At 45.3% G+C, this 14,275-nt stretch carries 15 protein-coding genes; 9 read left to right on the top strand and 6 right to left on the bottom strand.

Features of this window, described 5'->3' with window-relative positions; all coding sequences use genetic code 11:
* Window positions 1-16 precede the first annotated feature (16 nt).
* Window positions 17-1,693: a glycerol-3-phosphate dehydrogenase/oxidase gene (locus tag MNQ98_RS20165; RefSeq protein ID WP_277883675.1), complete on the top strand. Its 1,677-nt coding sequence runs from the start codon at window positions 17-19 to the stop codon at window positions 1,691-1,693.
* A 131-nt stretch (window positions 1,694-1,824) separates the two neighbouring features.
* Window positions 1,825-2,814, top strand: a complete 990-nt coding sequence (locus tag MNQ98_RS20160) for an aldose 1-epimerase (protein ID WP_241929836.1) — start codon at window positions 1,825-1,827, stop codon at window positions 2,812-2,814.
* A gap of 71 nt (window positions 2,815-2,885) precedes the next feature.
* Here MNQ98_RS20160 and MNQ98_RS20155 read toward each other — a convergent pair whose 3' ends face one another.
* Entirely contained in the window at window positions 2,886-3,563 is a 678-nt protein-coding gene (locus MNQ98_RS20155; protein ID WP_241929835.1) for a YwaF family protein, read from the bottom strand.
* A gap of 186 nt (window positions 3,564-3,749) precedes the next feature.
* Window positions 3,750-4,418 carry a DUF2306 domain-containing protein gene (locus MNQ98_RS20150; RefSeq protein ID WP_241929834.1) on the bottom strand — a complete coding sequence of 223 codons (669 nt, stop codon included), beginning with the start codon at window positions 4,416-4,418 and terminating at the stop codon, window positions 3,750-3,752.
* A gap of 156 nt (window positions 4,419-4,574) precedes the next feature.
* On the opposite strand from MNQ98_RS20150, the gene MNQ98_RS20145 reads away from it, so the two are divergent.
* Window positions 4,575-5,186, top strand: coding sequence for a TetR/AcrR family transcriptional regulator (locus MNQ98_RS20145; protein ID WP_241929833.1), 612 nt, complete (start codon window positions 4,575-4,577; stop codon window positions 5,184-5,186).
* A gap of 109 nt (window positions 5,187-5,295) precedes the next feature.
* Window positions 5,296-5,910, top strand: coding sequence for a YdcF family protein (locus tag MNQ98_RS20140; RefSeq protein WP_481856778.1), 615 nt, complete (start codon window positions 5,296-5,298; stop codon window positions 5,908-5,910).
* Between the two features lie 78 nt (window positions 5,911-5,988).
* Here MNQ98_RS20140 and MNQ98_RS20135 read toward each other — a convergent pair whose 3' ends face one another.
* Both MNQ98_RS20135 and MNQ98_RS20130 read right to left on the bottom strand, forming a co-directional pair.
* Entirely contained in the window at window positions 5,989-6,336 is a 348-nt protein-coding gene (locus tag MNQ98_RS20135) for a LytTR family transcriptional regulator DNA-binding domain-containing protein (RefSeq protein WP_241929832.1), read from the bottom strand.
* Window positions 6,337-6,474: 138 nt separating this feature from the next.
* Window positions 6,475-7,707: a peptidyl-prolyl cis-trans isomerase gene (locus MNQ98_RS20130; protein WP_241929831.1), complete on the bottom strand. Its 1,233-nt coding sequence runs from the start codon at window positions 7,705-7,707 to the stop codon at window positions 6,475-6,477.
* A 180-nt stretch (window positions 7,708-7,887) separates the two neighbouring features.
* On the opposite strand from MNQ98_RS20130, the gene MNQ98_RS20125 reads away from it, so the two are divergent.
* The 4 genes from MNQ98_RS20125 to MNQ98_RS20110 all read left to right on the top strand — a co-directional run bounded on the left by MNQ98_RS20125 (window position 7,888) and on the right by MNQ98_RS20110 (window position 10,557).
* Window positions 7,888-8,049 (top strand): hypothetical protein, encoded by a 162-nt coding sequence (locus MNQ98_RS20125; protein WP_241929830.1) that lies wholly within the window; start codon window positions 7,888-7,890, stop codon window positions 8,047-8,049.
* 124 nt (window positions 8,050-8,173) lie between these two features.
* On the top strand, window positions 8,174-9,223 hold the full coding sequence (selD, locus tag MNQ98_RS20120) for a selenide, water dikinase SelD (RefSeq protein ID WP_241929829.1): 1,050 nt from the start codon (window positions 8,174-8,176) through the stop codon (window positions 9,221-9,223).
* Window positions 9,224-9,269: 46 nt separating this feature from the next.
* The gene (gene mnmH / locus MNQ98_RS20115; RefSeq protein ID WP_241933985.1) at window positions 9,270-10,304 is read left to right on the top strand and encodes a tRNA 2-selenouridine(34) synthase MnmH; all 1,035 of its coding nucleotides are present in this window, start codon (window positions 9,270-9,272) and stop codon (window positions 10,302-10,304) included.
* 58 nt (window positions 10,305-10,362) lie between these two features.
* Complete coding sequence (locus tag MNQ98_RS20110) at window positions 10,363-10,557, top strand: hypothetical protein (RefSeq protein ID WP_241929828.1); 195 nt, start codon at window positions 10,363-10,365, stop codon at window positions 10,555-10,557.
* Window positions 10,558-10,640: 83 nt separating this feature from the next.
* Here the strand turns inward: MNQ98_RS20110 and MNQ98_RS20105 are convergent, their stop codons facing one another.
* Together MNQ98_RS20105 and MNQ98_RS20100 are read right to left on the bottom strand one after the other, a co-directional pair.
* Window positions 10,641-11,063: an HIT family protein gene (locus MNQ98_RS20105; protein ID WP_241929827.1), complete on the bottom strand. Its 423-nt coding sequence runs from the start codon at window positions 11,061-11,063 to the stop codon at window positions 10,641-10,643.
* Between the two features lie 43 nt (window positions 11,064-11,106).
* Window positions 11,107-13,380, bottom strand: a complete 2,274-nt coding sequence (locus tag MNQ98_RS20100; RefSeq protein WP_241929826.1) for a glycosyl hydrolase — start codon at window positions 13,378-13,380, stop codon at window positions 11,107-11,109.
* A 254-nt stretch (window positions 13,381-13,634) separates the two neighbouring features.
* Here MNQ98_RS20100 and MNQ98_RS20095 point away from each other — a divergent pair, with 254 nt between their 5' ends.
* Window positions 13,635-14,213, top strand: coding sequence for a phosphatase PAP2 family protein (locus MNQ98_RS20095; protein WP_241929825.1), 579 nt, complete (start codon window positions 13,635-13,637; stop codon window positions 14,211-14,213).
* The last annotated feature ends 62 nt before the right edge of the window (window positions 14,214-14,275 follow it).

The raw sequence follows: 14,275 nt of genomic DNA, 5'->3' as shown, positions 1-14,275 counted from the left end.
GGGAGGACATACAAAAATGAAGCAGTCGAAATCTTTTTCAAGTATGGATCGGAAACAGAAATTTGAGGATATGGCAGGCAGCACCTATGATTTGATTGTCATTGGCGGCGGTATAACCGGGGCTGGGATCGCTTTGGATGCGGTGACTCGCGGCATAAGTATTCTATTGCTGGAGATGCAAGATTTTGCAGCAGGAACGAGCAGTCGCTCGACCAAGCTTGTTCATGGAGGGCTACGCTACCTGAAACAGTTTGAGGTGGGTATGGTGGCAGAAGTCGGTAAGGAGCGGGCTGTGGTTTATGAGAATGGGCCGCATGTCACGACTCCGGAGTGGATGCTTCTGCCTATTCACCAAGGAGGGACATTCGGTAAATTCAGCACATCTATCGGACTTAAGGTTTATGATTTCTTGGCTGGCGTTAAGCGGGGCGAGCGGCGTACTATGCTGTCCCCAACTGAAACCTTAAACAGAGAGCCGCTCCTGAAACAGGATGGGTTAAAAGGTGGCGGTTATTATGTCGAATACCGGACTGACGACGCCCGTCTGACGCTTGAAGTGCTCAAAGAAGCAGCAGCACACGGTGCTGAATTGATCAATTATGCGAAAGCAGAGTCCTTGAACTATGACGCAAGCGGACGGATTACGGGAATCACCGTGAAAGATATGCTGAACGGGGGGGTTCATACGGTGTCGGGCCATAAAATAGTGAACGCCACCGGACCGTGGGTGGATCGGGTACGTGAAATGGACGGCTCTAAAAAGGGGAAAACGCTCCAACTGACCAAAGGGGTACATCTTGTTATCGATCAGTCAAAGTTTCCTTTAAGGCAGGCTGTGTATTTCGATACGCCTGATGGACGTATGGTTTTTGCCATTCCGCGGGACGGAAAAACCTATGTAGGAACAACCGATACGGTTTACAAAAATGATCCCGGACATCCATTCATGACCGTTCAAGACCGGGACTATATTCTAAAAGCGGTAAACTATATGTTTCCAAATGTGAAGTTAATTGGATCAGACGTTGAGTCTGCATGGGCAGGAGTTAGACCTCTTATTCTGGAAGAAGGCAAGGACCCGTCCGAAATATCACGTAAGGATGAAATATGGGAATCACCATCTGGATTGATCACCATTGCTGGAGGGAAGCTGACAGGCTACCGGAAAATGGCTGATACCGTTGTTAATCTGGTTGCTAAGCGAATTCAAGAAGGGGGCGGTCAGGCGTTTGGCTCTTGCAAAACGAAAAATCTCCCGATCTCCGGCGGTAATGTGGGGGGGGCTGCTAATTTCCCTGCTTTTATTCGCGAAAAGACACAGTTTGGCGTAAGTCAAGGATTGGATTCCAAGCTTGCCGAAAGTTGGGTAAGGACGTATGGTACCAATGCCGAGAAGCTGTTCCAGCTGGCGCATGAGATCGGTAATAACAGAGATGAAAACGATCTTCCCTTGTCTGTAATTGTTCCGCTTGTATATGCGATTCAGCATGAAATGGCTGTCAAACCTGTAGATTTCTTCATCCGCCGAACTGGTTCACTGCTTTTTAAAATCGAATGGACATTGAAGTGGAAGGAACCGGTGATTCAGTACATGGCTTCGGTAATGGATTGGACCCCAGAGCAGAAAGAAACGTTTGCAGGGGAACTGGAAAGAGAACTCGCAGAAGTTACAAGACCGGCACGGACGGAGTAACGTTCATATACATGAAACTCACCCTCGGTCATTTCTGACCAGGGTGACAGATTCATGTGACATATAGAATCTTGACCGGAAGGTAGGGTATGGTAATCTATATATGTCACATTGAGAGGAGAGATCAACCGATGAACCACAAGGCGTTCGAAGGACCATATCAGGGAGAGAAAGCCGTATGGCTGCAGTTCGGTCCATATGAGGCCGTTATTTTGCCGGAAATTGGGGGAAACCTGATTGCTTTTCGCGATAAGGAAAGCGGTTACCGATTCCTACGGGAGCCTGCTGAGTCAGAGATGGGACAATTCAAGGATAATCCAGGAGTACACGGTATACCTGTGTTGTTCCCGCCGAACCGTTATGAGGACGGAAAGTTTCCGTGGAACGGACAAACATATCAATTCCCGGTAAATGAAGAGGCTACGGGTAATCACTTGCACGGTTTTTTACATACCATTCCTTGGACTGTGGAGGAGTTTGGAACGACCCCATCAGAAAGTTATGTTGCTGTGAGTGTGAAGATCGATGAAGAGCATCCGGTGTTTGCGATGCTGCCACATAAGTTTAGCTTTCGGCTCCGCTACTCCTTGAGTGCTGCCGGATTATCACAGCAGGTATTCATCCGCAATAATGGAGATAACTTGATGCCTTGCCTTTTGGCCTTCCATACGACAGTGAACGCACCATTTGCGGAAGGAAGTACTTCAGATGACTGTAAGGTGAAATTCACGATTGGGCAGCGCTGGGAATTGAATGAACGCATGCTGCCGACAGGCAAGTATCAAGCTTTGACGGTAGAAGAGGAGCAGATGCGTGGAGAAGGGATTAGTCCTTATTTCGATGAGATGGACAATCACTACACAGCAGTTCCGCAAAACGGCAGAAACCGTATGGAGCTGACGGATTCCAAGATCGGAAAGACCCTGGTTTACGATGTCGGCACTTCATATAAGCAGTGGATGATTTGGAACAACAAAGCTTGCAAACAGTATTTCTGTCCTGAGCCTCAGGTTAATTTAGTCAATGCACCGCATGTGGATCTCCCGAGTGATGAAATTGGTCTGTTCAGTCTCGCACCAGGTGAAATATGGGAAGAGATATCCCGGTTTTATGTAAAGTAGAATCACGCTCAATTATAAAAGCGTATGGAATCTTCGCGTCTTAAGCAGAGATCCCATACGCTTTTTTGTTGTTACACAGAACGTTCCAGCGACTTGGTACAGTTGGCTCGGCTTTTCCTTAAGCGGTCCGGTATGGCAAAGAACAGGGCAAACATGACAATAAACAGGGCGAGTGCGAACAATTCTTCCACAAGGATATAGATGGGATGCGGTCCCAGCAAGTCCAGAATAGATGGTGTGGATGGCTTGCTCATCAGATACATGTAATTGGAATCCAACGCAAGATTGAATAGTCCTACAACAAGTGCGGCAGCATTCAGGAACACCATAGTCCAGCCAATGGACTTCCAGTTAGGGCGATATCCTCGTATCCACGTCATATATAAGGGTGCAATAATGATCGCGAGATGGGCCACAAAGAAATGGAAAAATCGGAAATGCGGAAATGGATAATCAAGGCTTGGGGTGAGTACCGCCTGAAGTGCACCGCCAATGCCAGCAAAGTACACCAACGGATATATTTTACGGCTGCCAGTCATCAGCATAATTGCGGAAAGTAACATCGTCAGGCTGCATAGCTCTAGCGGCAGGGATGTGGTGCGGTCCCATATGCCGCTCGATACATACCATAATTGAAGGCTAATTTCAGGCAGCAGCAGCGCTGCAATGAGGATCCATTTCAGGGTGGATCGAACAGCGGGTCTTGACGAGATTACTCTCCGGCAAAAGAATAGAGTCAAGATCAGCACAAGTAGTAAGCCAAGAATAATCCAATGTTCTGTAGAGAAAGCCTTGAAAGCATGTGGATAATTTGGATCAAATAACGATTTGATGGAGAGACCTCCCTTAGAGTACGGGTGATGAACTTTTTCTATATATGAATATTACCATGAACTGAAAAAATTGAGCTTAAAATCATTAAAATTAATAACGTCTCAATGTACATTCGAATTAATGCCAGTTGAAGCGTTGTGCGTGTGGAGCTCCAGAATGTTCCGGATAACGTACTCAGCTAGCAGGAATAGAGTGGCGATCGTAGCGAAAATACCGACGGTATAGCTGTCTACATAGGGGACACCGAACCCGTAATGCAAAATTGAAGTGTACAAATGGATGAACATATTCGTAAAGCAGAACGCAAAGCTTCGAACGGCCCATTTTTGATGCCGAACGATCTGTTTCTTCTTGATTTTCACGATCGCTGCGATCGTCATCGCCAGCCAGACCATGCTTAATAGATTAAACGCGATGCTCGTTATTCTTCCTCCGGTCGAGTACGGCGCCATGTAACCGGAGGTCACGACGACAACGACGACGCACAATAAATACAGATAGCCATTTATGCGATGCCACGTTCGAAATTTCCGGAGAAATCGTTTGGAAAAGTTAACGATTCCAAGTACCATGGCGATACAGGCGAGAATGGCATGGACTCGCATGACGTTTAACCAGGCCTCGACGTCGGGCGGACGCCTCGTATCGGTTTTGCTGCTTAGAAACGTGGATGCATTCGGGTCGCGAAAAAAATACATGTACACGATGTAAAAAATAAACACAAATGCGGCAATAGCCACGACCCCGTACAGCTTCTTATTCTTGTTCATCCTTCGCTAACCTCTTTCTAATTGAGTTGGATTTAAAAAACCGTACCGTTCGGTTTCTTTTTTTCGATCATATACCGATTCGTGCTATAATTTATTCGTCAAATGTTACAAAATAAGGACGAGTTTCTGACGAGTTACGGCAAAGGGGGACGTTCCATGCGCAAAGGAGAAAAAACGCGACTCCATATCATCCGGAAGTCCGCGGAGCTTTTTAACCAAAAGGGAGTCTCGGGATCGTCGATACAAGATATCATCGAAACGACAGGCGTTACCAAAGGAGGAATTTACCGAAGCTTTTCCGGCAAAGACGAGATTGCTTTGGAGGCATTTGCTTATGCGTGCGAGTTAGTAGGGCGTCACTTTAATCAGGCAATCGAGAGAGTTCCTACCGCAGCGGGCAAAATCCTCGCTTTCTGCAACGTCTACAACGATCCTGTTCACAATCCTCCGTTAAAAGGCGGCTGCCCGTTCCTGATCAGCGCAGTGGAGAGCGACCATTCAACCCCGGTTCTTCGGGAGCTTACGGTCGCTTCTTTCGATCGCATGCTTGCGTTCATTCGCGAAATTTTGCAAATGGGGGTAGAGAGCGGAGAATTTCGATCGGATCTGGATACCGAATCGGTCGCTTCTTTCATTTTATCCACGATGCAAGGCGGAATTATGATCAGCAGATTGACAAAGGAGAATAAGCATGCTTTATATACAATCCGTTATATCGAGCAACTCTTAACGGCATACAGCACGAAAAAATCGGATAACGAAGCCTAATCAAGCACTGCAGCCAGGCGTTTTAAGATGGCGATTGCCGGGAGAACGTGAGCTTCTTAGGGGGATAAACCCCATAACGCATAGGAGGGCATGTATGGCCAGCGATTTCATTAGTCGGAAAAAATCTCTAAAGAAAAGCAGAACGCTGCGATTTCTTCTTATGCTGGTAATCATTCTGTTCATATACGTCATGTATACAGCCTATTCTATCTGGTCCTTTGGACAGAAGACAAACCTTGTTCAAGCCGATGCAGCTATAGTTCTGGGTGCAGGCATTGTTAACGGAGAGCCTTCGCCTGTCTTGAAGGGGAGAATTGACCATGCTATTAAGCTGTACGATACTGGAAATGTGAAGAAGTTGATTTTCACGGGAGGCAGTGGAGGAGAAGGCGAGATTAGCGAGGCGGAAGCCGCGCAAGCATATGCACTTCGTCATGGAGTGAAGACCGAGGATATCTTAACTGAGACAACCTCTACTATTACCGAAGAAAATTTATATAATGCTAAAATCGTTGCAGAACGTGAAAGAATCACCTCTTTCATCATCGTCAGCGACCCGCTTCATATGAAACGAGCAATGGTTATGGCGGACGACCTGAATTTGGTTGCTTATTCATCACCTGCTGTCAACAGTGCTTATAAGAGCTGGAGCACCAAGCTGCCATTCTTGCTTAGGGAAGTATTTTTCTATATCGGTTATCAAGCGGTTTCGCCGTTTCGTTAACATAAGAACTATGCGAAAGATAAAGGGGGCGTCCCAGGTCAATGGACCTTTTGGGACACCCCCTTCATCTAGCAGGGACTATGTAACAGGCTGTTTGACCCCCGCCATGAGTCGTTTGAGCGGTTCTTGCTTTCTTCTTGGAATACGAAGAAATTTTGAGGACGGTGCCTTTTCGCCAAAAAAAACAATTCCTTGTTCGACATCCGTAGCTTTGTCTACATTAACGTAGCAGTTTCCGCCAACATTAAAGAATTGTTTTCCGGATAAAAGCGAGGTGATTTGTTCGGCAGTCATTCTTTTTTTTATATTATAATTTCTGCCGTGAAAGCTGACCAACCCGTGGGTTCCGGTTTTAAAGAACAGAATGTCCGTCTCGACCACGAAGTCCTCATACACATTTCTGGATTCTGGTGCGCACCTCATCATTCTGATTCCCCCTTATTCAATTATCATTTTTTTGATAACGCTTTCATTCTAACACGTTTTCCGGGTGCATAAAAGGGATTTTTAAAATTTAACAAAAAAGTACCCTATGCCTTTGATAGCATAGGGTACTTTTGAATATTATTTCGCTGAAGATTTACCCGACTCACTAGCGCCTTTATCTTCTTTCTTTTCAAGACTGTTCGTAATCTTCGCTTTGTCTTTCAATTCTTGGATAAACGCAACGGACTGTTCGTTCACTTTCGTAGAAACGAGCTGTTTGCGAATCTCCTCTTTTTTATCTTCAAACGTTGGATTCGTTGCTTCTTTGCGGTCAGTCACTTTAATGACGTGGTATCCAAAGGAGCTTTTTACCGGTTCAGTGGTAATTTCACCCTTTTTCAGCTTAAAGGCTGCATCTTCAAAGGCTTTATCCATACCGGAATCGCGTGCAAAGAAATCAAGGTCGCCCCCGGTTTCCTTCGTAGCGTCTTGGTTTTTCTCTTTGGCAATGGCCGCAAAGTCGGCACCGTCTTGCAACTGCTTAATGATCTTCTGGGCTTCCTCTTTCGTCTCGACGAGAATATGGGAAGCACGAACTTCCTCAGGTGTAGCAAAGCTGTCTTTATACTGGTCGTAAACTTCCTTTACTTCTTCATCTGTCACTTTCACTTTGTCGCCCATCAGTTGAGTCAACTCAAGTTGCATTTTGGTCTGGTCTTTCAGTATGTCCATCGTCATTCCACTGGAGCTCATAGCTGTATTGAAATCTTCTTCCGATGGGAACATGCTCTTTAAGGATTTGATTTCTTCATTAATTTGAGCATCTGTGATCTTGATGGATTTCTTGTTGAGCTCTTGCTTGAGCAGTTCCTCTGTGATGAGAGCCTCCAGGGTTTGCTCTCCACCAGCCTTAACAAGTGAGTCGTACAATTTATCTTTTGTAATGTCGACATTATTTATGGAGGCTACTGCTTCTTTGCCGCTATTCTTAGCAAATGGATTCACGATCAGGACGACAATCAGTGCGGCCGCCAATAGCAGAGATGCGATCATCCAGCCTTTGCCTCCGCCGCCGCTTCCGTTTCCTGATGCCGGGGTTTCGTTTATATCACCACTGTCAGTTGTAAGAGATTCTGCAGATTCGGATGGTTGGACCGCAACATCATCCAGTGGAGTAAGTTCGTCCCGAGCAGGTTCCAAATCAGATATTTCTTCGGAGCTTTTGTCTGAATCCGGCGTTTCCGGCAGGATTTCATTCTCATCAGGTGTGACAGGATCTGGCGTTACATTCGGGTTCTGATCCTGGGCTTGTCCCCTATCATCCTCCGGACGTCCGTTGTTCGTTGGCTGTAGATCATCATTTTCTTTCATTAAAATCATTGACTCCCTTCAACTGCTTCTAATAATGAGTTGTTATTATCTTTTATCACTTTACCAGATAAACAAACGGCTTACCTTAAGAAATGATAAAAATATTGAAAAAATAAACCAATATTTAGGAAGTATAGCTTTTTATAGCATTAGTATTCCGCTCAGTAATGAGATAAATGTATGGAAGATTGGAATTTTTGCCGTAGCTGGAATAACAAACAGCATGCCCATAACCGCAAAAAAGATGAAGGCGAGGCTGCTGTTTCCTTTAGCTTCACCAATTTGAGGGAGTGGAAACGAATAGACTTAATGCCGGCATTTTCATATAATGAAATTAACTAAAAAACGACTCCTTGTTGATTAGCCCCCGGGAGGTGCTTCATGCTGCGAGATCAGCATAGCATTTCCGGGGTTGTTGTATGTTGAAAGTACAGATGATAACCGTCATGAAAGGATGATCCATCATATGAACCAACCTGAAAAAATCAAACTGACTTCTTATTCTTCAAAAGGGGGATGCGGCTGCAAAATCGGACCGGCGGATCTGGCCGAAGTTATTCGCACACTTCCGCCTGCGGAACACAATCCGAATTTACTGGTCGGTTTGGATACAAGTGACGATGCAGGTGTATATCGTTTGACGGATGATCTTGCTATAGTACAAACCGTCGACTTCTTCACTCCGATCGTTGATGATCCGTATTCATTCGGTCAGGTTGCAGCAGCTAATGCGATAAGTGATATTTACGCAATGGGCGGCAAACCGCTTACAGCGTTAAACATTGTAGCATTTCCGATCTCGACACTGGACAAGCAAGTTCTCTCTGATATATTACGCGGAGCGGGAGATAAGCTGAAAGAAGCAGGGGTGACTCTTGTCGGAGGACATTCCATTGATGACAAAGAGCCAAAATTCGGCTTGGCCGTTACCGGTATCGTTCATCCAGACAAGGTTCGGACCAACGCAGGAGCGAAGCCTGGCGACGCACTTATCCTTACAAAGCCGATTGGTGTAGGTATTTTGACAAGCTCCATTAAGAAAGATCTGCTCAGTGAAGAAGAGATTGCTCGGGTGACTTCAGTAATGGCGGGGCTTAACAAGACAGCTGCTGAAATCATGGAGCACTATAATGTGCATTCTTGTACAGACGTAACAGGTTTCGGTCTGATGGGACATTCACTTGAAATGGCAAAAGGCAGCGGGGCAGGTATCAGAATCGTAAAAGACCAAGTGCCTGTACTTCCGCGTGTCCGTGAGATGGCCGAAGCTGGAGTGATTCCCGGTGGTACGAAAAATAACCACAATCACGTCAGCGATTCTGTAGATTTCCCTGAACAGATGGACCAAGTTGACCGCTGGATTTTGTGTGATGCAGTAACTTCAGGAGGTCTGCTGATTGCGGTTGAGGAGAGCGAAGCAGGAAAGCTGCTTCAAGAACTTTTGGATGCAGGCGTTGAGGCAGGCTTGATCGGACGTGTAACAGCCGATCATCCGGGAAGAATTGTTGTCGAATAACAACCAGAGTGGTCCTGCATGGATCAAAGGAGCGGAGCGTACGGATATGTTTCAAGACATCAGTGTGGAGGAACTGCTTGAACTTCAGAGCAGTAAAAAAATCAGTCTGATCGATGTTAGATCTCCATCGGAGTTCAAGGAGTCAACCATACCAGGCAGCAGTAATATTCCGGTGTTTAATGATGAGGAAAGAGCGGAGATAGGGACCCTGTATAAACAGGTTAGTGTCGATGCGGCCAAAGAGCGCGGTCTGGAAATCATGTCTGCTAAGCTTCCAGCTTTTGTGAAGGAATTTAAGGGCATTGAAGGCAATAAGGCGGTATTCTGCTGGAGGGGCGGTATGCGCAGCCGGACAGCAGCCACCGTGCTCTCCCTGATGGATATTCATGTGTACCGGTTGCAAGGCGGGATTAAAGCGTATCGTAAGCTGGTCGTCGAAACACTGGAGCAGACGAAACTGGACTCAGAGGCTTTTGTGCTTCATGGATTCACCGGAACCGGCAAGACCGCTGTTCTACAGCAACTGCAGCAGGAAGGGTATCCGGTCATTGACCTGGAAGGTTTATCGGGTCACCGTGGATCGATCTTCGGACATATCGGTCTCAGCTCCCGCAATCAGAAGACATTTGACTCTCTGCTGCTTGAACGGTTAAAAGAAGTTGGAAGATCACCATATGTTCTAATTGAAGCGGAAAGTAAACGAGTCGGTAAGGTTGTCATCCCGGATTTCCTTATTGAGAAGAAGGAGGCCGGTACGGCCATCGTTATGGATATGCCTATGGAAGAACGCGTCTCGCAGATTATGAAGGATTATCGACCAGCCGAATTCAAAGATGAATATGTAGAGGCCTTCAAGCGGATCAAAGAGCGGATCCATACACCTGTCGCCGCAGAGATTGGACGCTGTCTTGCCGAAGACCGGTATCCGGAAGCTATACAATTGCTGCTGACACATTATTATGATCCGAAGTATGATCATTCTTCCCGTCATTATGACGAGAGCACACAGATTGTCCTGCACGTCGGCAGTATCGAAGAAGGAGTGCAGGCAGTTAAGGATATTTTGGATGGGCGGTTCTGATTCATCATCGATGTAAGCACATCTCCGACTATCGACTACAGATGAAGGGGGATATGACGTGATATCCTATGTCATTGTCATTGCTTTAGCGTTAATCGGAGGTGTAGCCACTGTCATGGTAGGCTTATCTCAGGAAAACAAGAAGTCTAGCCCGAAATATGAGCGCAGGACGAAAACGAATATGGTGAGACTGGTACTGCTCTATGTACTTGCTTTGGCCGCATTTGTGACCATTTGGGTTATATACAATTGAATCATCAATCAAAAAAGGGACAGTCCCAAAAGGTCCATTGACCTGGGACTGTCCCTTTTTAATTTTTAGTCTATTGTAAATATTCAATTAGCTCTAATGGCATCAATAATTTTTCTTTTACTCTCTGCTAACTTAGTCTCTTCTTCAATACGATCGTCTCCATCTTCTGTATAAAAATCCGCAAAGTTTTGTCCTTCATATCTTGGAACCACATGCATATGGAAATGAGTTAGTTCATCAAACATTCCACCATTTTGACATACGGTAATGCCATCAGGATGAAATACTCTTTTTATGACATGTGATATAAGCATGGATGCTTTTATTAATGAATTTGCAGAATATTCGTCAAGCTCATCAAAGTATCTGATGTGTCTTTTAGGCAATATTAAAACGTGCCCTTCATTAAATGGGGCATGGTCTAAGAAGCAAGTAACATAATTATCTTCATATACCAGGTGGACTGGTTCTCGCTTATTTGCCAAATCACAGCCTAAACAATTCATTTAGATTCCCTCCATATAGTACCCAATTATCGAAAGATCCGTATTAAGGGCTCTCTTTTTTCGATATAATCGTAAAACGATTTGGAGAAGCGGTTATCACTGTACCATCTGAGAAAGATACGGTTTTCTCAGAATCAGTCATGTTATAGACCACATAGGTTTTATGCCCGTTTTTATCAAAAACAGCATACAGCGGATAGTCTGAGGTAATGTCCGGGTCTTGGGTACCTAAGGCCTCTAGATTGTGAATCCAATGATACGCGTTTGCCTTTGAATTACCTTGCTCCGGTACCATGGAACTCGCTTGAGCAGCGAACATATTTGCAGCTTCCGTAGGGTTTGAAATAGCTAAGTACATATACACGAGATCTTCCCATGCATTGAAATCTGTTCCTTCGTTTTCTTCAACCATGGTTTCATAATTCCTACCGGCATAGGCAGGGTACTGGGTCAGATATAGAGAAGAACCCGTGATTGGCAGCCAGTTCACTCCGTGAACCACTTCCGGATTGGCAGTCCACATCGTTGAATCTCCGGTCGTTTTACCACCCCAGATGATGCTCGCGTTAGATCGTGTAAAGCTGGAAGAGTGATTCGTGCCAGCCGTATCAAACCAGTATTCATTTATAGCATTCATTTCTGTTGTATATAAATAAATGCCGAGATCCCGTGTATCTGTATCTCCAGTTGCTTCTCCCCACAAAATAAGCGCTGCCCAGGCGTTCATGGTCTCAGCAGAGGAGCTGTTGTTGTTCCCATCACCGAATCTGCCATGACCCGAAGACCAGGAATGTCCTGCATAGGGATCAAAGTTGCGAAGAAACGGGAACAGCGGGTCGTTTCTGTCCATGCTCGCAATATCCCGAATCAGCAATTGAACCATGGGACCATACTGACTGTCGCTGGCCCACCTTTTGTCCGTCCTTGCGATTTCAGCGGCTGCTTTCAAAAAATATCCGTAGTGAACGTGATGATCATTCAGTTCTATATTCGTACCGTAACTTGCGGGATAACCAATGAGTGTGCCCCACTGGCTGTTGTAATAGAACAACTCGGAGGGATTTGGATTGCCCGAGATATCGCTGGCTTTTAACCAATCCTCCAAACGCGACCTGATTTCACTGCGAAACCGTTCTGCGGCTATCGTATCTCCTATTTGTTCAGCAATCGGTACAAGAGCTGTCAGCTTTCCAAGATGCTTTCCGACCGAATAGGTGTCAGGAGCACCGTAATAGTCTTCATCTTTGGCTTCTTCTATATATTGAGCGAGCTTGTCCCGGTCGTAGGAACCTTTGTCCGGCAGGGAGGGAAGCACACCTGTAAACTTCATTTTTGTTTGAAAAGAGCTGCCTTCACCCGTCTTCATTTGGCCGCGAACCGATGGATATATGTATGGAAGAAGATAAGTGCTGGATAAATGTTTCCATTGGTGGGGGTATAAGGCGAAAATGGTCCCATTTTGGCTCCCTTCTTTTGGTTCCGTATCATATGTATACGTCGTTGTGACCTCACTGGTTGAAGGGTCATATTTCCAACTGACCTTGGTATCTGTAACATGTGAATAAGCATATTGCCTGTACTTTTCAAGGATTGCAGGTTTGTTATCCGGTAATGCGGCAATAGAGAAGTAGTCCCTGCCATGAAGCGAATTGGTCAGCTTACGGCTGCCAATACCACTCCAAGTACTGCCTGTCGGTCCATAAAGCCCGTAATGGGCACCATCAATGGTTACTCCTATAGCTGAACTGGACGCATTTCCGTACCAGACTTCCGGCGTGGAGTGAAATGAAATTTGCGGATCTCCGTCTGTATAAGTGAAATATACGAATGGCGAACCGTGACCATATGTAACCTTCATTGACTTCGTCCCGGACTTGTACTCGGCTCTGACAAACCAATCGTTATAATCATCGACCTTGGCATCCGGAAAGGTGGCTATACCTGAATGTCCAACCGTAAAATCACGAGTATCATCCAACGTGCCAGAGATCGCAGTGTTGTCTGCCGATATTCGCGGGCTCGGATTAAAAATTTGTATGCCGCTTTCCTCGTTCTTTATCGCAAGAGGATGGGGGTATTGTGCTTCCGAATAGGTATCCCATGCAAGGCTACTCCACCAGTCATTTGTAGGCATTTTACCGGTCACCCTGGATGTTTTGTAAATGTCAGGCTGGGCTTCAGCGGCTCCAGGCGGAAGAACAGTAGTATAAGATCCGGCTCCGGTAAGCACTTCTCCTGTGTCTGCATGGGCAGTAGCGGTCAATGAAACACATATAACTGCTCCTAAAGCGGCAGTGATCCAGCGTTTGTATTGCATATAAACCTCCTAAAAAAGTTTTTCGATGAATTGGTGATAATAATTAGATTTTTACGAAAAAATAAACATATTGGAAATAGCTGTACAACAGCTGGGGAACATGATACTATCTTGTTTCTGGTCCACATTATAAATGAGGCAAGCATTAGGGAGATGACATCATGAGTCACAACCATACATATTCTAATACCCGGATTAGACGGTTTTGGATCTTATCTTTTCTTTCGTTTCTTGCTTTCGCAGGAGTAGCCGTCATGGTTGTGTTAGATAGAGTGTTCGGGTTCGACTCCTTTTTCATAGAGCTTGTCCGTGGATTTGAACAGCCTGCGATAACGGATATCGCCAAAGGCTTCTCATACATTGGTTCCACAGTTCCCATTATTGTGATTTGTGCCGCCGTATCTGTCTTGTTATATGCGTTGCGGCTTCGGAGAGAAATAATACTCTTCTTTACTGTAGTATTGGGATCTCAAATATTGAATATGGTATTGAAAATGTCGTTTCGCCGAATAAGACCCGATATAAACCGTTTGGTAGAAGTAACCGGATATAGTTTTCCGAGCGGACATTCGATGGCTGCCTTTGCATTGTACGGGATATTAACCTATTTGCTGTGGAAGCATTTAGATAACGTATTACGCAGAGTTTTTGTTCTGATTTTATTCAGTGTGATGATTTTGGGCATTGGACTAAGCCGAATTTATCTGGGAGTTCACTACCCAAGTGATGTCATTGGTGGGTATTTGGCAAGTTGTTCATGGTTAATGTTCTCTATCGGTATGTACGAGTCTCTAAGAAGCAGAAACTGCATAACAGTGGAACCCAAAGGGTAATTACTTCGTATATGAGATGGGTTACTGCAATGGTCAGTTCTTATCCATTATACATGAATAGT

The organism is Paenibacillus sp. N3/727 (assembly GCF_022637315.1).
In the GTDB taxonomy this organism is placed as follows: domain Bacteria; phylum Bacillota; class Bacilli; order Paenibacillales; family Paenibacillaceae; genus Paenibacillus_AQ; species Paenibacillus_AQ uliginis.
This window is presented reverse-complemented; position numbering and strand designations above follow the sequence as displayed.

Bases quoted from the DNA above. Each gene is read 5' to 3' on its own strand.
- MNQ98_RS20135 (WP_241929832.1), bottom strand. From the start codon at position 6,336: ATGATGAGGTGCGCACCAGAATCCAGAAATGTGTATGAGGACTTCGTG.
- MNQ98_RS20145 (WP_241929833.1), top strand. From the start codon at position 4,575: ATGCGCAAAGGAGAAAAAACGCGACTCCATATCATCCGGAAGTCCGCG.
- MNQ98_RS20165 (WP_277883675.1), top strand. From the start codon at position 17: ATGAAGCAGTCGAAATCTTTTTCAAGTATGGATCGGAAACAGAAATTT.
- selD (WP_241929829.1), top strand. From the start codon at position 8,174: ATGAACCAACCTGAAAAAATCAAACTGACTTCTTATTCTTCAAAAGGG.
- MNQ98_RS20160 (WP_241929836.1), top strand. From the start codon at position 1,825: ATGAACCACAAGGCGTTCGAAGGACCATATCAGGGAGAGAAAGCCGTA.
- MNQ98_RS20130 (WP_241929831.1), bottom strand. From the start codon at position 7,707: ATGAAAGAAAATGATGATCTACAGCCAACGAACAACGGACGTCCGGAG.
- MNQ98_RS20100 (WP_241929826.1), bottom strand. From the start codon at position 13,380: ATGCAATACAAACGCTGGATCACTGCCGCTTTAGGAGCAGTTATATGT.
- MNQ98_RS20095 (WP_241929825.1), top strand. From the start codon at position 13,635: ATGGTTGTGTTAGATAGAGTGTTCGGGTTCGACTCCTTTTTCATAGAG.
- MNQ98_RS20105 (WP_241929827.1), bottom strand. From the start codon at position 11,063: ATGAATTGTTTAGGCTGTGATTTGGCAAATAAGCGAGAACCAGTCCAC.
- MNQ98_RS20125 (WP_241929830.1), top strand. From the start codon at position 7,888: ATGGAAGATTGGAATTTTTGCCGTAGCTGGAATAACAAACAGCATGCC.
- mnmH (WP_241933985.1), top strand. From the start codon at position 9,270: ATGTTTCAAGACATCAGTGTGGAGGAACTGCTTGAACTTCAGAGCAGT.
- MNQ98_RS20150 (WP_241929834.1), bottom strand. From the start codon at position 4,418: ATGAACAAGAATAAGAAGCTGTACGGGGTCGTGGCTATTGCCGCATTT.